The 19221-nt window shown below is 75.3% G+C and carries 14 protein-coding genes and 2 pseudogenes; 13 read left to right on the forward strand and 3 right to left on the reverse strand.

The genetic code is table 11. The annotated features are described in order from the left end of the window. The 7 genes and pseudogenes from HOY81_RS24775 to HOY81_RS24805 form a co-directional block, all read left to right on the forward strand. Positions 1–442: pseudogene (locus HOY81_RS24775) on the forward strand (exopolyphosphatase); the annotation flags it as partial. Continuing rightward, positions 439–2043, forward strand: a complete 1605-nt coding sequence (locus tag HOY81_RS24780; protein WP_237322928.1) for a carboxyl transferase domain-containing protein — start codon at positions 439–441, stop codon at positions 2041–2043. The pseudogene HOY81_RS24775 and the gene HOY81_RS24780, both read left to right, overlap by 4 nt. A 17-nt stretch (positions 2044–2060) precedes the next feature. After that, on the forward strand, positions 2061–4208 hold the full coding sequence (locus HOY81_RS24785) for a biotin carboxylase N-terminal domain-containing protein (RefSeq protein WP_237322929.1): 2148 nt from the start codon (positions 2061–2063) through the stop codon (positions 4206–4208). A gap of 46 nt (positions 4209–4254) precedes the next feature. Continuing rightward, positions 4255–5469, forward strand: coding sequence for an acyl-CoA dehydrogenase family protein (locus tag HOY81_RS24790; RefSeq protein ID WP_237322930.1), 1215 nt, complete (start codon positions 4255–4257; stop codon positions 5467–5469). A gap of 26 nt (positions 5470–5495) precedes the next feature. Next, a complete protein-coding gene (locus tag HOY81_RS24795) occupies positions 5496–7100 on the forward strand; it encodes a 4-coumarate--CoA ligase family protein (protein WP_237322931.1) in 1605 nt (534 codons plus the stop codon). After that, a complete protein-coding gene (locus tag HOY81_RS24800) occupies positions 7097–7936 on the forward strand; it encodes an enoyl-CoA hydratase family protein (protein WP_237322932.1) in 840 nt (279 codons plus the stop codon). Before HOY81_RS24795 ends, HOY81_RS24800 begins: the two co-directional genes overlap by 4 nt. Continuing rightward, positions 7921–8520: a TetR/AcrR family transcriptional regulator gene (locus tag HOY81_RS24805; RefSeq protein WP_237322933.1), complete on the forward strand. Its 600-nt coding sequence runs from the start codon at positions 7921–7923 to the stop codon at positions 8518–8520. The genes HOY81_RS24800 and HOY81_RS24805 overlap by 16 nt, the downstream gene beginning before the upstream one ends. 66 nt (positions 8521–8586) lie before the next feature. Here the strand turns inward: HOY81_RS24805 and HOY81_RS24810 are convergent, their stop codons facing one another. Further along, positions 8587–9687, reverse strand: coding sequence for a citrate synthase 2 (locus tag HOY81_RS24810; RefSeq protein WP_237322934.1), 1101 nt, complete (start codon positions 9685–9687; stop codon positions 8587–8589). A gap of 464 nt (positions 9688–10151) precedes the next feature. Here HOY81_RS24810 and pdxH point away from each other — a divergent pair, with 464 nt between their 5' ends. Both pdxH and HOY81_RS24820 read left to right on the forward strand, forming a co-directional pair. Beyond that, positions 10152–10775: a pyridoxamine 5'-phosphate oxidase gene (gene pdxH, locus HOY81_RS24815; protein WP_237322940.1), complete on the forward strand. Its 624-nt coding sequence runs from the start codon at positions 10152–10154 to the stop codon at positions 10773–10775. Between the two features lie 509 nt (positions 10776–11284). Then, entirely contained in the window at positions 11285–12739 is a 1455-nt protein-coding gene (locus tag HOY81_RS24820; protein WP_237322941.1) for a PAS domain-containing protein, read from the forward strand. Here the strand turns inward: HOY81_RS24820 and HOY81_RS24825 are convergent. Further along, positions 12727–13482, reverse strand: coding sequence for an SIS domain-containing protein (locus HOY81_RS24825; RefSeq protein ID WP_237322935.1), 756 nt, complete (start codon positions 13480–13482; stop codon positions 12727–12729). The genes HOY81_RS24820 and HOY81_RS24825 overlap by 13 nt on opposite strands. A gap of 172 nt (positions 13483–13654) precedes the next feature. Between HOY81_RS24825 and HOY81_RS24830 the strand changes: the two genes are divergently transcribed. Both HOY81_RS24830 and HOY81_RS24835 read left to right on the forward strand, forming a co-directional pair. Further along, a complete protein-coding gene (locus HOY81_RS24830) occupies positions 13655–14350 on the forward strand; it encodes a metal-dependent transcriptional regulator (RefSeq protein WP_237322936.1) in 696 nt (231 codons plus the stop codon). 677 nt (positions 14351–15027) lie between these two features. Next, positions 15028–15966, forward strand: a complete 939-nt coding sequence (locus HOY81_RS24835; RefSeq protein WP_237322937.1) for an alpha/beta fold hydrolase — start codon at positions 15028–15030, stop codon at positions 15964–15966. A 500-nt stretch (positions 15967–16466) separates the two neighbouring features. On the opposite strand, the gene HOY81_RS24840 is transcribed toward HOY81_RS24835, so the two are convergent. Then, positions 16467–17138: a bifunctional DNA primase/polymerase gene (locus HOY81_RS24840; RefSeq protein WP_237322938.1), complete on the reverse strand. Its 672-nt coding sequence runs from the start codon at positions 17136–17138 to the stop codon at positions 16467–16469. A 254-nt stretch (positions 17139–17392) separates the two neighbouring features. Here HOY81_RS24840 and HOY81_RS24845 point away from each other — a divergent pair, with 254 nt between their 5' ends. Then, entirely contained in the window at positions 17393–18784 is a 1392-nt protein-coding gene (locus HOY81_RS24845) for a transcriptional regulator (RefSeq protein WP_237322939.1), read from the forward strand. Between the two features lie 172 nt (positions 18785–18956). Beyond that, positions 18957–19221, forward strand: a pseudogene (locus tag HOY81_RS24850) (hypothetical protein); the annotation flags it as partial.

The raw sequence follows: 19221 nt of genomic DNA on the forward strand, positions 1-19221 counted from the left end.
CGCCGGCGAGCGGCGGCGGGTGGCGGTGCCGCCGCCGCGGGAGACGCGGGCGCTGGAGCCGGTCCCGGAGCCGCCGTTGCCCGAGCCGCTGCCGGAGGCCGTACGCCGGGCGACGCGCCGGGCGCCGCTGGGCACCCTGGCGGGCGCCCGCAGCGGCGACAAGGGCGGCAGCGCCAACGTGGGCGTGTGGGTGCGCAGCGAGCAGGCGTGGCGCTGGCTGGCGCACGCGCTGACCGCGGAGCGGTTGCGCGAGCTGCTGCCGGAGATCGGCCCGTTGCCGGTCACCCGGCATGTGCTGCCCCGGCTGCGGGCGCTGAACTTCGTGGTGGAGGGGCTGCTCGGCGAGGGCGTGGCCGCGCAGGCACGGTTCGATCCGCAGGCGAAGGCGCTGGGGGAGTGGCTGCGCTCCCGGCATCTGGAGATACCCGAGGAGCTGTTGTGACCGCGTTGCGTTCGGCGCTGGACGTCGCCGGGCCGGAGTACGCCGCGCACCGCGAGGCGATGCTGGCCAAGCTGGCCGAGCTGGAGGCCGAGCACGCCAAGGCGCTGGCGGGCGGCGGCGAGAAGTATCTCGCCCGCCACCGGAAGCGGGGCAAGCTGCCGGCGCGGGAGCGGATCGAGCTGCTGCTGGACCCGGACACGCCGTTCCTGGAACTGTCGCCGCTGGCGGCCTGGGGCAGCGACTACACGGTCGGCGCCTCGCTGGTGACCGGCATCGGCGTGGTGGCGGGCGTGGAGTGTCTGATCACCGCCAACGACCCGACCGTACGCGGCGGCGCCAGCAACCCGTGGACGCTGAAGAAGGCCCTGCGGGCGAACGAGATCGCCCGGGCGAACCGGCTGCCCGTGATCAGCCTGGTGGAGTCGGGCGGCGCGGACCTGCCCAGCCAGAAGGAGATCTTCATCCCGGGCGGGGCGCTCTTCAGGGACCTCACCCGGCTGAGCGAGGCCGGCATCCCGACGATCGCGGTGGTCTTCGGCAACTCGACGGCGGGCGGCGCCTATGTGCCGGGCATGTCCGACCACGTGATCATGGTGGACGGGGCGGCGAAGGTGTTCCTCGGCGGCCCGCCGCTGGTGAGGATGGCCACCGGGGAGGACGCCGAGGACGAGGCGCTCGGCGGCGCCGGCATGCACGCCCGGGTGTCCGGGCTGGCCGACCACTTCGCCGTGGACGAGCCCGACGCGCTGCGGCAGGCCCGGCGCGTGGTGGCGCGGCTCAACTGGCGAAAGGCCCATCCGGCTCCGGACCCGGCCGCCGTGCGCCCGCCCCGGTACGACCCGGAGGAGCTGCCGGGCGTGGTGCCGGAGGACCTCAAGGTGCCGTTCGACCCGCGCGAGGTGATCGCGCGGATCGTGGACGACTCGGACTTCGACGAGTTCAAGCCGCGCTACGGCACCAGCCTGACGACCGGCTGGGCGGCGCTGCACGGCTATCCCGTCGGCATCCTGGCGAACGCGCGGGGTGTGCTCTTCAGCGAGGAGTCGCAGAAGGCCACCCAGTTCATCCAGCTCGCCAACCAGCGGGACATCCCGCTGCTCTTCCTGCACAACACCACCGGCTACATGGTCGGCACCGAGTACGAGCAGGGCGGCATCGTGAAGCACGGCGCCATGATGATCAACGCGGTGTCCAACTCGAAGGTGCCGCACCTGTCGGTGCTGATGGGCGCGAGTTACGGCGCCGGGCACTACGGCATGTGCGGGCGGGCGTACGACCCGCGCTTCCTGTTCGCCTGGCCGAGCGCCAAGTCCGCAGTGATGGGCCCGCAGCAGCTCGCCGGGGTGCTGTCGCTGGTGATGCGCGAGTCGGCGGCCGCCAAGGGGCAGCCGTACGACGAGGAGGGCGACGCGGCGCTGCGGGCGATGGTCGAGGAGCAGATCGAGACGGAGTCGCTGCCGATGTTCCTCTCCGGGCGGCTCTACGACGACGGGGTGATCGACCCGCGGGACACCCGGACGGTGCTCGGGATGTGCCTGTCGGCGGTGCACGGCGCACCGGTGGCGGGCGCGCGCGGCGGCTTCGGCGTCTTCCGGATGTGAGAGTGGGGAGTCGAGCGGTGCACACGAGCGAGCGGACGATCGGTTCGGTGCTGGTCGCCAACCGGGGCGAGATCGCCCGGCGGGTCTTCCGCACCTGCCGGGAGCTGGGCGTCGCCACGGTGGCCGTCCACGCGGACGCCGACGCGGACGCCCCGCATGTGCGGGAGGCCGACGCGGCCGTGCGGCTGCCGGGGGACGCGCCCGCGGACACCTATCTCCGCGGCGACCTGGTGGTGCGGGCGGCGCTGGCGGCGGGTGCGGACGCGGTGCATCCGGGCTACGGGTTCCTCTCCGAGAACGCGGCGTTCGCCCGGGCGGTGCAGGAGGCGGGCCTGGTGTGGATCGGCCCGCCCCCGGAGGCGATCGGGGCCATGGCCTCCAAGACCCGGGCGAAGGAGCTGATGGCGGAGGCCGGGGTGCCGCTGCTGGCGCCCGTACGGCCGGAGGAGGCGGGGCCGGAGAGCTTCCCGCTGCTGGTGAAGGCCGCCGCGGGCGGCGGCGGGCGCGGGATGCGGATCGTCCGGGAGCCGGCGGCGCTGGCGGAGGAGATCGGCGCGGCCCGCGCGGAGGCAGCCGCGGCCTTCGGTGACGGGGAGGTCTTCACCGAGCCGTATGTGGAGCGCGGCCGGCATGTCGAGGTGCAGGTGCTGGCGGACGCGCACGGCACGGTGTGGATCCTGGGCACCCGGGACTGCTCGCTCCAGCGCCGCCATCAGAAGGTGATCGAGGAGGCCCCGGCGCCCTTCCTGACCGCGGAGCAGTGCGCGGAGCTGCACCGGGCGGCGGAACGGGCGGCGCGCGCGGTCGGCTACCGGGGCGCGGGCACCGTGGAGTTCCTGGTCGCGGAGGACGGGCGGGCGTACTTCCTGGAGATGAACACCCGGCTCCAGGTCGAGCACCCGGTCACCGAGTGCGTGTACGGGGTGGACCTGGTCGCGCTGCAACTGCGGGTCGCGGAGGGCGCGGCGCTGCCCGGCGCGGAACCGCCGGAGCCGGGCGGGCACGCCGTCGAGGCCCGGCTCTACGCGGAGGACCCGGCGCGGGACTGGCGGCCGCAGACCGGGCGGCTGCACCGGCTGGCGGTGGACGCCGGGTCCGCGTTCGGGTTCGGTCCGGGCGGGGTGCCGGGGGAGCGCGGGGTGCGGCTGGACTCGGGGGTGGCCGACGGCGAGCTGATCTCCGTGCACTACGACCCGATGCTGGCCAAGGTGATCGCCTGGGCGCCCACCCGCGGGGAGGCGGTGCGGGCGCTGGCGCACGCGCTGGAGCGGGCCCGGGTGCACGGGCCGGCCACCAACCGCGACCTGCTGGTCCGTTCGTTGCGGCACCGGGACTTCACCGGCGGGCGGCTCGACACCGGCTTCTACGACCGGCACCTGGCGGAGCTGACGGCGCCGTCGGGCGCCAGCGGCAGGGGTACGGACGGGGGCACGGACCCGGCTGCGGACGGCGCCGGCGGCGTCCGGCGGGAGGTGCGGATCGCCGCGTTCGCGGCGGCGCTGGCGGACGCGGCGGCGCGCGGGGAGGCCGCGCGGACCGTCTCCGGGCGGCTCGGCGGCTGGCGCAACGTCCCCTCGCAGCCGCAGTGCAAGCGGTACCGGGTGGAACCGGACGGTGCGGAGTGCGAGGTGCGCTACCGGCCCGTGCGCGGCGGTCCCCCGGTCCCGGAGGACCTGCCGGGCGTACGGGCGCTGCGCGCCGCCCCCGGGCGGGTGGAGCTGGAGGTCGACGGGGTGCGGCGCGGCTTCGAGGTGGCCGCCTACGGAGACCCGGCGGGAGACCCGGTGGGAGACCCGGCCGGCGTCCCGACCCGGGACACGACCGCTCGCACGGCGGGTGGACCGCGGGGCGGGGACGGCGACCGGGTGTACGTCGACGGGTCGCCCGGCGCTCACGCCTTCACCGCGCTGCCGCGCTTCCCGGACCCGGAGGACCGTACCGAGCCGGGCTCGCTGCTGGCGCAGCTCCCCGGCACCGTCGTACGGGTCGCGGACGGGCTGGCCGCCGGCGAGAAGGTGACGGCGGGACAGCCGCTGCTGTGGCTGGAGGCGATGAAGATGGAGCACCGCGTCACGGCGCCGGCCGACGGGGTGCTGCGGGACCTGCGGGTGACCACCGGTCAGCAGGTCGAGGTCGGCACGGTCCTCGCGGTGGTCACCCCGTGAGGCCGGTGCGGGGTCCGGGGTCGGGCGAGCGAGCGGAGGGACGGGCATGACCGGGAACGAGCGCGCCACGGACGCGGGAGCGACGGCGGGTGCGGCGGCGGGAGTGACGCTGCTGGAGAGCGAGGAGCAGCGGGCCCTGCGCGCCGCCGTGGCCGGGCTCGGCAGGCGCTACGGGCGGGAGTACTTCGAGCGGGTGCGCCGGGAGGGCGGCCACACCGACGAGCTCTGGCAGGAGGCGGGAAAGCTGGGCTACCTCGGCGTCAGTCTGCCGGAGGAGTACGGCGGCGGAGGTTGCGGCATCACCGAGCTGTCGATCGTGCTGGAGGAGCTGGGCGCGGCCGGCTGCCCGCTGCTGATGCTCATCGTGACGCCCGCGATCACCGGCACCGTGATCGCCCGCTTCGGCACCGGGGAGCAGCAGCGGGAGTGGCTGCCCGGACTGGCGGACGGCAGCCGGAGGATGGCGTTCGGCATCACCGAGCCGGACGCGGGCTCCAACTCCCACCGGATCACCACCACCGCCCGCCGGGACGGGGAAGACTGGGTGCTCACCGGACGGAAGGTCTTCGTGTCCGGGGTGGACATCGCGGACGCCACGCTGATCGTGGGCCGCACCGAGGACGCCCGTACGGGCAGGCTCAAGCCCTGCCTCTTCATCGTGGAGCGGGACGCCCCCGGCTTCTCCCGCAGCATGATCGACATGGAGCTTGCGGCGCCGGAGAAGCAGTTCGAGCTGGTGCTGGACGAGGTGCGGCTGCCCGCGGACGCCCTGGTCGGGGACGAGGACGCGGGGCTGCTCCAGCTCTTCGCGGGGTTGAACCCGGAGCGGATCATGACCGCGGCCTTCGCGCTCGGCATGGGCCGCTTCGCGCTGGAGCGCGCGGTGGACTACGCCCGGACCCGGCAGGTGTGGAAGGAACCGATCGGCGCGCACCAGGCCCTCGCGCATCCGCTCGCGGCGGCGCACATTGACATCGAGCTGGCCCGCCTGATGATGCACAAGGCGGCGCAGCTCTACGACGCGGGCGACGACACGGGAGCGGGAGAGGCGGCCAACATGGCGAAGTACGCGGCGGGGGAGGCCTGCGTGCAGGCCGTCGACCGCTCCGTGCACACGCTCGGCGGCAACGGCCTCACCCGCGAGTACGGTCTGGGCTCCCTGGTCACCGCGGCACGCGTCGCCCGTATCGCACCGGTCAGCCGGGAGATGATCCTCAACTACGTCTCCCACCGGACCCTGGGGCTGCCCCGGTCCTACTGAGCTTCCCGCACCCTGAGGAGGGCGCCGTGTTCCGCAGCGCGTACACCGATGTCCCGCTCGTCGACCAGCCTGTCCACGACGCCGTGCTCGGGGTGTCCGCCCGCGAGTTCGCCGACCGCACCGCGCTGGTCGACGGCGTGGACGGCACCGGGATCAGCTATGCCGAGCTGGACGCGCTCAGCCGCCGCGTCGCCGGCGGACTCGCCGCGGCCGGGGTGCGCAAGGGCGACGTACTGGCCCTGCACAGCCCCAACACGGTGCTCTACCCGGGGGTGTTCTACGCCGCCACGCGGTGCGGCGCGGCCGTCACCACCGTGCACCCGCTGGCCACCGCAGGGGAGTTCGCCCGGCAGCTCGCGGACTCCGGGGCCCGCTGGATCGTCACCGTCGGGCCGCTGCTGGAGACCGCCCGGAAGGCGGCGGAGCAGGCCGGCGGGGTCCGGGAGCTCTTCGTCTGCGACCGGGCGGAGGGCCACCGGTCGGTGCAGGACCTGGCGGCGAGCGGGGAGCCGGAGCCGCGGGTGGAGATCGACCCCGGCGAGGACCTGGCCGCGCTGCCCTACTCCTCCGGCACCACCGCCGCGCCCAAGGGCGTGATGCTCACCCACCGCAACCTCGCCACCAATCTGGCGCAGCTCCACGCGCTGCTCCCGGGCGGCCCGGAGGACCGGTTGCTGGCCGTGCTGCCGTTCTTCCACATCTACGGGCTCACCGCGCTGGTGAACGCGCCGCTGCGGCACGGGGCGACGGTGGTGGTGCTGCCCCGCTTCGACCTGGAGCAGTTCCTCGGCGCCGTCGAGCAGCACCGGGTGACGGGCTTGTACGTGGCGCCGCCCATCGTGCTGGCGCTGGCCAAGCACCCGGCGGTGGACCGCTACGACCTGTCCTCGGTGCGCCAGGTGCTGAGCGCGGCCGCACCGCTGGACGCCGCGCTGGGCGAGGCGTGCGCCCGGCGGCTGGGGCTGTCCGCGGTGCGGCAGGCGTACGGCATGACCGAGCTGTCCCCCGGCACCCACGTGGTGCCGCTGACCGAGGAGCACCCTCCGCCGGGGACGGTCGGGAAGCTCGTCCCGGGCACCGAGATGCGGATCGTCGCGCTGGACGACCCGGGACGCGACCTGGGCACGGACGAGGAGGGCGAGATCTGGATCCGCGGGCCGCAGGTGATGAAGGGGTATCTGGGGCGGTCCGGGGAGACCGCCGCCATGATCGACGCGGACGGCTGGCTGCGCACCGGGGACGTGGGCAGGGTGGACGGCGACGGCTGGCTGTACGTCGTCGACCGGGTGAAGGAGCTGATCAAGTACCGGGGCTACCAGGTGGCGCCGGCCGATCTGGAGGCCGTGCTGCTCACCCACGCGGACGTCGCGGACGCGGCGGTGATCGGCGTCTACGACGAGCACGGGGACGAGGTGCCCAAGGCGTTCGTGGTGCCCCGGGAGGGCGCGGCGCTCACCGCGGAGGACGTGCGGGCGTATGTGGCGGAGCGGGTCGCGCCGTACAAGAAGGTGCGGCGGGTGGAGTTCGTGGACGCCGTGCCGCGGGCCGTCAGCGGCAAGATCCTGCGGCGTGAGCTGCGGGCGCGGGAACGGGCCGGGCGGCAGCCCGGGGAGAGGAGCACCACGGCGTGACGGAGGCAGAGGCAGCGGCAGCGGCGGTGGAGGCGGATGCGGATGCGGCGGAGCCGCTGGTGCGGCGGGCGGTGGAGCGGGGCGTGGCGACGCTCACCCTGGACTCGCCGCACAACCGCAACGCGCTCTCCGCCCGGCTGGTGCGCGAGCTGTACGCGGGTTTGGCGGCGGCCGGGGACGACCCGGAGGTACGCACGGTGGTGCTCACGCACACCGGCGGCACCTTCTGTGCGGGGGCCGATCTGACCGAGGCGAGCGGGGCGGCGGCCCCGGACGGGGCGGACGGGCCCACCGGGGCGGCGGCGGACCTGGCGCGGCTGCTGCGCACCGTGGTGGCCTTCCCGAAGCCCGTGGTGGCCCGGGTCACCGGGCATGTGCGGGCGGGCGGCACCGGGCTGGTGGCGGCCTGCGACATCGCGGTGGCCGGGCCGGGCGCCACCTTCGCCTTCACCGAGGCCCGGATCGGGGTGGCGCCCGCGGTGATCTCGATGCCGCTGCTGCCCCGGCTGGCCCCGCGGGCGGCCGGGCGGTACTTCCTCACCGGCGAGCGGTTCGGTGCGGCGGAGGCCGCCCGTATCGGGCTGGTGACGGAGGCCGTGGAGGCCGCCGAGGACGTGGACCGGGTGCTGGCCCCGGTACTGGACGGGCTGCGCCGCGGCTCGCCGCAGGGGCTGGCGGAGTCCAAGCGGCTGGCGACGGCGGAGGTGCTGCGGGTGTTCGACCGGGACACCGGTAGCCTCGCAGAGCTCTCCGCGCGGCTCTTCGCCTCGGACGAGGCGCGTGAGGGCGTGTCCGCCTTCCTCGAACGACGGGACCCCCGATGGGTGCACCACTGACCGCACGGGGCAGCGAGCCCAAGCAGGACCGCAGCCGCGCCACCCGGCAGCGGCTGCTGGAGTCGGCCGTGACCTGCCTGGCCGAGCACGGCTGGACGGGCAGCACGGTGACGGTCGTCGCCGAGCACGCCGGGGTCTCCCGCGGCGCGGCCCAGCACCACTTCCCGACCCGCGAGGACCTCTTCACAGCGGCGGTGGAGTACGTCGCGGAGGAGCGGTCGGCCGTGCTGCGGGGCCTGCCGCAGCCGGCCACCACCCGGGCGGCCGTGGAGGCGATCGTCGGTCTCTACACCGGCCAGCTCTTCCGGGCGGCCCTCCAGCTCTGGGTCGCCGCCTCGCACGAGCCGCAGCTCGGCCCGCGGGTCTCCGCGCTGGAGGCACGGATCGGCCGGGAGACGCACCGCATGGCGGTGCGGCTGCTCGGCGCGGACGAGAGCGTGCCCGGGGTGCGGGAGACCGTGCAGGGGCTGCTCGACATGGCCCGGGGCCTGGGGCTGGCGAACCTGCTCAGCGACGACAGCGCCCGGCGCGGCCGGGTGGTGGGCCAGTGGGCCCGCCTGGTGGACGCGGCCCTGCGCGACTGACCCCGGCGGGGCCGGCCCCGCGGCGCGGCGGTGCCGCTTCCGCGGGCCGTGCCGGCCGGGTGCGGGTCAGCGGGCGACGTCGTCGTAGCCCACGATCTCCCGCGGGTCGCGCGAGCCGGGGCCGGTGTAGCGGGCGGAGGGGCGCACCAGCCGGCCGGTCCGCTTCTGCTCCAGGATGTGCGCCGACCAGCCGGCCGTACGGGCGCAGGTGAACATCGAGGTGAACATGTGGGCCGGGACCTCGGCGAAGTCCAGCACGATCGCCGCCCAGAACTCCACGTTGGTGGCGAGGACCCGGTCCGGGCGCCGGTTGTGCAGCTCCTCCAGGGCGGCCTTCTCCAGTGCCTCGGCGACCTCGTAGCGGGGCGCGCCCAGCTCTCTGGCGGTGCGGCGCAGCACCCGGGCGCGGGGGTCCTCGGCGCGGTAGACGCGGTGACCGAAGCCCATGAGCCGCTCGCCCTTGTCGAGCTGCTGCTTGACGAAGGCGGTGGCGTCCCCGGTGCGCTCGATCTCCTCGATCATGCCGAGGACGCGGGAGGGCGCGCCGCCGTGCAGCGGTCCGGACATGGCGCCGACCGCGCCGGAGAGGGCCGCGGCCACGTCGGCGCCGGTGGAGGCGATGACCCGGGCGGTGAAGGTGGAGGCGTTCATGCCGTGCTCGGCGGCGGAGGTCCAGTAGGCGTCGACGGCCGCGACGTGCTTGGGGTCGGGCTCGCCCCGCCAGCGGCGCATGAAGCGCTCGACGATGGTGTCGGCCTTGTCGATCTCCTGCTGCGGCACCATGGGCAGGCCCTGCCCGCGGGCGGACTGGGCGACGTAGGAGAGCGCCATCACCGCGGCGCGGGCCAGGTCGTCCCGGGCCTGCTCCACGTCGATGTCGAGCAGCGGTTTCAGGCCCCAGACGGGGGCGAGCATCGCCAGCGCCGACTGCACGTCGACCCGGATGTCACCCGAGTGGACCGGGATGGGGAAGGGCTCGGCGGGCGGCAGGCCGGGGCGGAAGCCGCCGTCGACGAGGAGGCCCCAGACGTTCCCGAAGGAGACCTTGCCGACCAGGTCCTCGATGTCCACACCCCGATAGCGGAGCGCGCCGCCTTCCTTGTCGGGTTCGGCGATCTCCGTCTCGAACGCGACGACTCCCTCGAGTCCGGGTACGAAATCGGACATCTGGCGGCTCCCTCGTGGATGGCGCCGGCGGGGTGCGCCGGCGGGACGACGACTGTGACCAGGTGACAGACCCTGTCCGGTGCCAGGACTGTCTCCGGTCGCTTGTGGTGGCTTCCGGAACGGTTCCACCGCCCTGACGAGTGGCTGGCGGACCGTTCCGTAATCCCGTGATGCCCCGTGCGGCTGGTGGTCACCCAGCCCGGCCGGACGGACACGATAGCCCGCGATGTCCGGAGGCCACAGTGTTCCGCCCAGCGATTTTGGCGGGTTCGCACCAAGCGCGGAAGGGTGAGATGCGGCACAACGCTCGATCATCGATCAGAGGTGTACGGCGGGCCAGGAGCGGGCAGACTGCCGCCTCAGCGGTGGGGATGATGCGACAAGATATGCGCGTGCCACACGCTGATGACGCCCAAGCTCAGGCCCATGCCCATGCCGGACGACCGACCCTCGACCCCGCCGCCATGCGGGCCCGGTACCGCGCGGAGGGGCTGTCGGAGCAGGATCTCGCACCCGACCCGTTCGACCAGTTCGCACAGTGGTTCGAGCAGGCGGCGGAGAGCGGACTGCACGAGCCCAACGCGATGATCGTCTCCACCGCGGACTCCGCCGGACGGCCCAGCTCCCGGACGGTGCTGCTGAAGCAGTACGACGCGCGCGGCTTTGTCTTCTTCACCAACTACGGCTCCCGCAAGGCCCGCGATCTGGAGGAGAACCCGCAGGTGTCGCTGCTCTTCCCCTGGCACGGCGTGGCCCGCCAGGTGATCGTCGCGGGGCGGGCGTCCCGGATCGGACGGGACGAGACCGCCGCCTACTTCCGGACCCGCCCGCACGGCTCCCAGCTCGGCGCGTGGGCCAGCGAGCAGTCCTCCCGGGTCGCCTCGCGGGAGGAGCTGGACCGGCTCTACGCGGAGCTGGCCGCGCGCTACCCGGAGGGCGAGGACGTGCCGGCTCCGCCCCACTGGGGCGGCTACCGGGTGGCGGTGGAGTCCGTGGAGTTCTGGCAGGGGCGGGAGAACCGGCTGCACGACCGGCTCCGCTACGTCCGTACGGAGAGCGGCTGGGTCGTCGAACGACTCTGCCCCTGAGGGGCGGCCCCGCGCGGCGGGCCCGCCCCGTGCACCGCAGACGGCCCGCGGGCGACTCCCCTCGCCGGAGGCGAAGGGCGCCGGTCGGACGAGTCCGACGAGCCCGCGGGCCGGGTGACTGCTGGGATTGGCCGGCGAAGCCGGCGTCACGCTGTGACGTACGGCTCCTAGGCCGCAGTCACCTCACGCGTCCGGTCGAAACTCATCTGCCGAACCACCTCCCTTCTCGTGTACGACGCACGCTAGGCACCCCGCGGACGGGCCGCAAGCGAATTTCGGGGCCGCAACGATTTCTCCGAACCGGATGTGTGCTGGGTCACGTTCGAGTTGAATGATCCCTGCGGGCCGCAGGGTCGCAGCAGGCAGCGTCCAGCAGGGGGTGCCAGGTGACTGCACAGTCGGAGACGCACACGAACTCCGCTCACTCCGCCGCGGGCGGCGGTGCCGCGACCGGTGCGGGCGCGGCCCGGGGACCCGGCGGCGAGGGCGCCGGCGGCGCCGAGGACGAGGTGCTGCTCGCCGCCCTGCTGGACGGCATGGACGCGGCGCTCTGCGCCTTCGACGCCGACGGCGTGGTCACCCACTGGAACCGCGAGGCGGGGCGCATCCTCGGCTGGACCGCCGAGGACGCCGTCGGCCGCCAGGGCCTGTCCGGCTGGGCGCTCCGCCCCGCCGACGCCCCCGACGTGGAGAGCCGGCTGCTCAGCGCCATGGAGGCGCCGGGGCGCCAGGTCCACGAGTTCGCCCTGAACACCAAGGACGGGCGGCGGGTGCTGGTGCGCACCCAGTCCTCCGCGGTGACCGGGCCGGACGGCCGGCCCCGCGGCGTCTACTGCGCGTTCAGCGAGGTGCACGCGCAGATCGACCTGGAGCGCTCCATCGCGCTCAGCGAAGCCCTCTTCGAGGACGCGTCCTGGGGCGTGCTCGTGGTCGACGCCGACCTGCGCCCGACCGTGGTGAACGCGCACGCCGCCCGGGCGCTGCGGGCGGCCTCCCGCAGCGCGGTGCTCGGCCGGCCCCTCGGCGAACTGCTGGACCAGGGACTCGACCAGCTCGAGAGCGCCTTCCAGCACGTGCTGGCGGAGGGCGCGCCGCCCGGGCCCGCGGAGATCTGGGTGACGCTGCGGTCCGCGCGGTCCGGGGCGGACCCGGAGCCCGGCGCGGCCACCGGCCCGGACCGCGGCGACGCCGCCCGCCGCTGCTGGCGCAGCGGCTTCCTGCGGCTCGCCTCGCCGCTGTCCGCCGAACCGGTGCCGCTCGGGGTGGCGTGGCTCTTCCAGGACGTCACCGAGGGCAAGCGCACCGAACAGGAGGCGGCGCGCCTGCGCTTCCGGGACAACCAGCTCCACCGCGCCGCGCGGGCCGCCGCGGAGTGCGAGGACCCGATGGAGGCGGCCACCGTGCACCTGGACTTCGCCCTGGCCGGCTTCGCCGACCACGCGCTGCTCGACCTGGTCCCGGAGGGGCCGGGCGGGGATCCCGGGCACCCGGCCGGCTCCGCGCCGCCCCGGCTGGTGCGGGCCGCCGCGACGCCCGCCGCCGCCGGGCCCTGCCCTTCCGCCGCCGAGCCGGGGCTGGCCAGCGGCATTCCGGTGGGCTACAGCGCGGGCCATCCGGCCCTGCAGGCCTGCGAGCGCGGCACCTCCGTCCGTACCAGCGTCTACGGGAGCGCCGGGACCGCCGCAAGCGCCGTAAGCACAGCGCCCGCCGGGCCGGGGGTGGGCGAGGCACCCGCGGTGCCGGGCTGGGCGGCGTCCCGGAAATGGCCGGAGGGCACGGTGCACGGGCTGTGCACGGTGCTCCGCAGCCGCGGGCGGACGCTCGGCGTGGTCACCTTCCTGCGCGGTGCCAGCCGCCGCGGCTTCGACCGCGCGGACGCGGCGTACGGGGAGGACGTGGCGGTGCGCATCGCCGCCGCGGTGGACCTGGCGCGGCTCGCCGGCGGTGGCCGTCAGCCGAGGTAGAAGATCCGGTCGGCGTACTCCGTCATCACCCGGTCGTTCCAGGCGTGGCCGCCGTCCACGTTCCCGGAGCGCAGCAGCGGCGGCGTCAGGCCGCGGGCGGCCAGCTCGCCGGCCGCGGTGGCCACCACGGCCTGCAGCAGCGCGCTGGCGACGACCGTCGAGGCGGGCGCGAACGGTGCCGGGACGCCCGGGGTGGTCAGCTCCGCGTCGCCGACCCGGATGCGGTTGTCCAGCACCAGGTCGCAGTGGTCCCGGAGGAAGGTGCCGCTGTGGTGCCGGGAGGTGGTCTGCTCCGCGTACGCCACCGAGGTCAGGCCGATCACCCGCAGCCCGCGCTCCCGGGCGCCGAGGGCCATCTCCACCGGCAGGGCGTTGCGCCCGGAGAGGGAGATCACGATCAGCATGTCGCCGCTGCGCGCCGGGCTCGCGTCCAGCACCGTGCCGGCCAGCCCGGAGACCCGTTCCAGCGCGCTGCCCAGGGTGGCGGGGCGGACGTCGACGCCGACCAGGCCGGGAACGGGCAGCAGGTTCATCACCGCCAGCCCGCCGGCGCGGTAGACCACGTCCTGGGCCGGGAGCGAGGAGTGGCCCGCACCGAAGGCGAAGAGGCGGCCGCCGCCGGCGACGGTGTCTGCGAGCAGCGCGCCCGCCGCGGCCACCTGCTCGGCCTCCCCGTCCCGGACCTCCCGCAGCAGGCCGATGGCGGCGTCGAAGTACTCCGCGGCCAGCTCGCTCCCCGTCATCCCGCACGCCCCTCGGCTCCGGTGCGCTCCCCGCTGCGGCGCACGATCGCGCTCACGGTGAGGTCTGGACCAGTGCGCTGTCAAGAGCGGGACGGTCCGGGACGGCACGGTTGTCGGTGCGATGCGTCAGAATTGAGGTCAGGGCCATCGCACGACATGACGAGGGGCACGGATGTCCGGACTGATCGACACGACGGAGATGTATCTCCGCACCATCCTGGAGCTGGAGGAGGAAGGCGTCGTCCCCATGCGTGCCCGCATCGCCGAGCGCCTCGACCAGAGCGGCCCGACGGTGAGCCAGACGGTGGCGCGGATGGAGCGGGACGGCCTGGTGACGGTCGCCGGCGACCGTCACCTGGAGCTCACCGACGAGGGGCGGCGGCTGGCGACGCGCGTGATGCGCAAGCACCGGCTCGCCGAGTGCCTGCTGGTGGACGTCATCGGCCTGGAGTGGGAGCAGGTGCACGCCGAGGCGTGCCGCTGGGAGCACGTGATGAGCGAGGCCGTAGAGCGCCGCGTCCTCGAGCTCCTCCGGCACCCCACCGAGTCGCCGTACGGCAACCCGATCCCGGGCCTGGAGGAGCTGGGGGAGAAGACCGGCACGGAGTCCTTCCTGGACGACGGCATGGTCAGCCTCTCCGAGCTGCGCCCGGGCGTGGACGGCAAGACCGTGGTGGTGCGGCGCATCGGGGAGCCCATCCAGACGGACGCGCAGCTCATGCACACGCTGCGCCGGGCCGGGGTACAGCCGGGCGCGGTGGTCAGCGTGACGACGGGCTCCGGCGGCGGGGTGCAGATCGGCAGCAGCGGCGAGGCCGCGGAGCTGGCGACGGACATCGCGGCGCACGTCTTCGTCGCCAAGCGCTGAGCGGTACCCGCACCGCCGGCCCGGCCCCCCGGGCGACCGCCGGCGCTGGTGCGGGCGCCGGCCGGGCTGCGGCCGTGATGTGACAGAGGCCCCGCGCGGGTGCCGCACCCGGCCGGGAGAGGCCCGGGGCGCGGGGGCCGGAGGAAGGGCACGAAGCGGAACGTACGTACCTTGCGGTGCATCTTCCCAAGTGGCCCGACCGGTACCTAAGTTGCCGGAATGCGAGCGGTCCCGGGCGCAGCGTGTCACGCTGTCGCTACGCATCTGCAGGGTGGTGGGCGGAGGGGAGCCGTCGATGGCACTGGCCGGACCGGGAACGGCGGGCACGAGCAGCTCCGCGCTGCGCAGACGCGTGCCGCCGTGGCCGGCCGGGCGGCGCCTCCGCGGTCCCGCCACCCCGCCCGTGAGCTGCGGCGCGCCGTGCGGCGGAGACGATGGGCGGGGCCCCGGAGCTCGCGGCTGCCGGGGCCCCGCCTCCCCGAGCCCCCCCAGGGCGACCCGGGGCCCCGAGCCCCCAGGGTCGCTCTCCCTCCCGCTAGCTGTCTCCCCTCGGTGGCGCGGGCCAATCCTGGCCCGAGGTCACCCGAAAGAGGGGTCTTTGCGGACCGAACAGTTTGTTCGAATAGAAGTTCGATAACGTGACGCAGCGGTCAGACGGAATGGGGGTGCCAGGACGCATGGTGCGACGTATCGACGTCACGGGACCGGGAGGCCTCCGGCTCGCGGCGTGGGAGTTCGCGGATCCGCCCAAGGACGGGACGGGCCGCGGCCCCCGGGCGGACGAGAGGGACCGCGCAGCCCGCGGCGGACCCGGGGCCGCGGGGGCCGACGCTGAGCGGCCCGCCCAGGGCGTGCTGTTACTGCACGGTCTGATGGGTCGCGCCGCGCACTGGGCGGACACCGCCCGCTGGCTCTCCGCACGCTACCGGGCGGTCGGCCTGGACCAGCGCGGCCACGGCCGCAGCGACAAGCCGCTGGACGCCTGCTACGACCGCGAGGCCTACGTCGCCGACGCCGAGGCGGCCATCGAGCAGCTCGAGCTCGCCCCCCTCGCCCTGATCGGCCACTCCATGGGCGCCCTGACGGCCTGGCAGCTCGCGGCCCGGCGCCCCGATCTGGTGCAGGCCCTGGTCGTCTGCGACATGCGGGCCTCCGCGCTCGGCGAGCAGTCCCAGCGCGAATGGGAGAACTGGTTCGCGTCCTGGCCGGTGCCGTTCGCCACCCTGGCGGACGTACGCCGCTGGTTCGGCGAGGACGACCCCAAGCTGGAGCGGCCGCGGCCGTCGCGCGGCGAGTTCTTCGCCGAGGTGATGACGGAGGGGCCGGACGGCTGGCGGCCCGTCTTCGCGCCGGAGACGATGCTTCGCGCACGGGAGACCTGGGTGCACGACGCGCACTGGGACGAGCTGGCGCAGGTGCAGTGCCCGACGCTCGTGGTGCGCGGCATCGACGGTGAACTGGGGCGGGCCGAGGCGCAGGAGATGGTGCGGGTGCTCCCCCGCGGGATCTACGCGGAGGTGCCGGACGCCGGGCACCTGGTCCACTACGACCAGCCCGCCGGCTGGCGCCGCGTGGTCGAGCCCTTCCTCCAGGCGGCGATGCCCTCCGGGGCGTGAGCGTTCCGCGCCGCCGCGCGCCGCCGTGCGGCGCGGATCGGTGCGCGGGCGGGGCGAGGGTGCCCGGGGCCCGGTGCGCGGGCCGGGGCCCGGGTACGCGCGGTCGGTGCTCAGCCGCCGGGAGGGTGCGGCCCCCGGCGCGTCAGGCGGCGCCGGAGGGTGCGCCGGAGCCGGGCGAGCGGCCCGGCGGCGGGCTCCCGGCCGGGCCGGGGCTCCGGCAACGGCCCGGCACCGCGCGGACGCTCGCGGTGCCGCGGCTGTCCGTCCCCGCCGTAGGAGGGCACCTCTCCGTCCCGGCCCTGCACGCCGCCGGGCGGCCGTTCGCCCGGGCGGTGTCGCCCCTCGTCCGCCATGCGCCGCCCCCTCGCCGTCTCGTCCTCACCCTACGACCGCGCGCGGCATTCGCCGGTGCGTGCGCCGCACGGGCTGCGTGTGCGCCTCTGCGCGGGCCCGGGCGCCCCGGGGCGCCTGCGGTCGCGTGGCGCCCGGCCGGGGGAGCGTCAGCGGGCGCGGGCGACCGCCGCCTCGCGCCCGCAGGCGTAGGCGAGCGGCGAGATCAGCTCTGCCGCGTCCGGCAGCCAGCGGTTCGCCGCGGTGGGCCGGCAGACCCACTGCACGGAGCCGCGGGTGCCGAGCCGGGTCGGCGGTGCGGCGATCCAGCCGCCCTCGCCCCGGGTGCCGAGGTCGAGCGCGCCCGGGGACCACCCGAGATTCCGCACGAGGTCCGGCACCTTCGCCGCCGCGCCGGGCTGTACCAGGAAGAGCATCCGGCCGTCCGGGCTGCCGGTGACCGGCCCGACCGGCAGCTCCAGCCGCTCCATGCGGGCGAGCGCCAGGCAGCCGGCGGTCTCGGGGACGTCGATCGCGTCGAAGGTGCGGCCCGTGGGCAGCAGTACCGAGGCCTGCGGCTGCCGCGCCCAGAGGCGCCGTACGGCCGAAGCGGTGGCCGTGGCCTGCCCGGACCAGCGCGTGTCCACGGGATGCGCGCCCGGCGCCTCGCACGCCGGCTCCCCGCAGCTGCACCGCTCCGTGCCCCGCACCGACTCCAGCCAGGTGCCGGGGAAGACCTCCCAGTGCCGCTCCTCGGCGTAGCGCACCGCGTGTTCGCGCAGCGATCTCCCCCGCTGCTCCGGGATGTGCGCCGTGACTCCTGAGGTGCCTGTGACTCCCATGGTCTCTTCCACGCACATCACAACTCCGGCTCCCACCCGGGGTTACGGGTGCCGCGGGGGCGACCCGGGGAGCGCCCCGGCGCAACGTTCCGGCATCCGGGGCGCACGGGTGCATCGGCGGGGGCGCGTACGGGACCGGTCGCGGTGTGCGGGTAGTCCCGTTACGGCACATGCAGCACGAACTGCCGGAATTCCCGGTATGTGCACGGGGCAGTGATCGTGATCGTCAGCCACCTTCCACAGAGGGGGACCTTATGGCCGCCAGGCCGCTGGTCGCACGGCAGCCGAACGAGAGGCTGCAGGCGCTCATCCAGGAGGCGTCCTGTTCCAACGCCGGGCTCGCACGCCGCGTCAACATCTGCGGCGCCGAGCACGGACTCGACTTCCGGTACGACAAGACCTCGGTGGCCCGCTGGCTGCGCGGCCAGCAACCCCGCGGGCGGGCCCCGGCGATCATCGCCGAGGCACTCGGGCGCAAGCTGGGGCGCACCGTCACGCTGGACGAGATCGGCATGGCCAACGGCAAGAACCTCGCCTCCGGCGTGGGTCTGCAGTTCGCGCCGACGGTGCCCGGCGCCGTCGAGCAGGTCTGCGAGCTGTGGCGCAGCGACGTGGGCCGTCGCGACTTCCTGGCCGGCTCCACCGTGGCCTCCTCGGCCCTGGTCGAGCCCAGCCGCGACTGGCTGATCACGGCGCCGGACGAGCAGGTCGCCCGCACCTCGGGCGCCCGCGTCGGCAGGGCGGACGTCGAGGCCGTGGAGGCCATGACCCGCGCGCTCGCCGACCTCGACCACCGCTTCGGCGGCGGGCATGTGCGGCCGGTCGTGGTGCACTACCTCAACAGCGTCGTGTCCGGGCTGCTTTCGGGCGCCTACCGGGAGGCGGTCGGCCGTGCGCTCTTCGGCGCCGTCGCCCGGCTCACCGAACTCGCCGGGTACATGGCCGTGGACACCGGCCAGCCGGGCCTCGCCCAGCGCTACTACATCCAGGCGCTCCGCCTCGCCCAGGCCGCCGGCGACCGCCCGTACGGCGGCTACGTGCTCGCCGCCGGCATGAGCCACCTGGCCGCCACGCTGGGCACCCCCCGGGAGATCTCCCAGCTCGCCCGGGCCGCGCTGGAGGGCACCCGCGGCCGGGTGCCACCGCGTGCGCTGGCCATGTTCCACGCCGCGGAGGCGCGCGGGCACGCCCTCATGGGCGAGCTGCGCTCCTGCCAGGCGGCGGCCGGGCAGGCGCTGTCGGCCATGGAACGCGCGGAGGCCGCCCCGGCCTCCGGCGACGACCCGGCGTGGATCGGCCACTTCGACCGGGCCTACCTCGCCGACGAACTCGCCCACTGCCACCGGGACCTGCGGCAGCCCCGGGCCGCCGTGGAGCGCGCCGAGGAGGCGCTGGCGGGCCACCCCGAGCGGCGCACCCGCCGCCGGGCCATCGGTCTGCTGCTGCTCGCCGACGCGCAGCTCCAGCAACGTGACATCGAACACGCCTGCCACACCGGGACGAAGGCGGCGGAACTGCTCGCCGGACTCCGCTCGGACCGGGGCACCGAGTACCTCGACGAGTTCCGGGAGCGGCTGACCCCGTATGCGAAGGAGCCGGTCGTCAGGGACTTCTCCGCCCGGCTCGACGTGAGCGCCGCCGCCTAGGCCGGTCCGGCCGGGCGCGGGTGTCGCGCCGGGCGGGAGGCGCACCTCCCGTGCGGAGTACGGTCCCGCGGTGCGGGGCCGCCGTCCGCGACCGGGAGCGGGGTTCGCTACCCGGAGTTAACCGGTAGCGTGAGCCGACGACTTCGGCAGGCGGGTGCAGCGAGGAGTTCCGGTGACAGCGCAGAACGGACGCGGACAGGGCGACGGCCCCTACGAGGGCGTCGTGCTGCCGGCGAACGGCGAGCCGTGGACCCCGGAGCAGCAGCGGCAGGCCGCGGCCCAGCAGCCGCAGCCGGCCCCCGGGCAGCCCTGGGACCAGCACTGGGGACCGGAGGGGGCGCCGCCCGCGGCGCAGGCGCCCTCCGGCGGTCCGGCCTGGGACGGCCGGCCGGAGGCTCCGTCCGGGTGGACGGGGAGCTCGGCCATCTCCCGCAGAA

The sequence above is a fragment of the Streptomyces sp. JJ36 genome, from assembly GCF_021696945.1.
Lineage (GTDB): Bacteria > Actinomycetota > Actinomycetes > Streptomycetales > Streptomycetaceae > Streptomyces.

Coding starts and splice junctions, on each gene's coding strand:
- HOY81_RS24790 (WP_237322930.1), top strand. CDS start 4,255: ATGACCGGGAACGAGCGCGCCACGGACGCGGGAGCGACGGCGGGTGCG.
- HOY81_RS24805 (WP_237322933.1), top strand. CDS start 7,921: ATGGGTGCACCACTGACCGCACGGGGCAGCGAGCCCAAGCAGGACCGC.
- HOY81_RS24810 (WP_237322934.1), bottom strand. CDS start 9,687: ATGTCCGATTTCGTACCCGGACTCGAGGGAGTCGTCGCGTTCGAGACG.
- pdxH (WP_237322940.1), top strand. CDS start 10,152: ATGCGGGCCCGGTACCGCGCGGAGGGGCTGTCGGAGCAGGATCTCGCA.
- HOY81_RS24825 (WP_237322935.1), bottom strand. CDS start 13,482: ATGACGGGGAGCGAGCTGGCCGCGGAGTACTTCGACGCCGCCATCGGC.
- HOY81_RS24830 (WP_237322936.1), top strand. CDS start 13,655: ATGTCCGGACTGATCGACACGACGGAGATGTATCTCCGCACCATCCTG.
- HOY81_RS24835 (WP_237322937.1), top strand. CDS start 15,028: ATGGTGCGACGTATCGACGTCACGGGACCGGGAGGCCTCCGGCTCGCG.
- HOY81_RS24840 (WP_237322938.1), bottom strand. CDS start 17,138: ATGGGAGTCACAGGCACCTCAGGAGTCACGGCGCACATCCCGGAGCAG.
- HOY81_RS24845 (WP_237322939.1), top strand. CDS start 17,393: ATGGCCGCCAGGCCGCTGGTCGCACGGCAGCCGAACGAGAGGCTGCAG.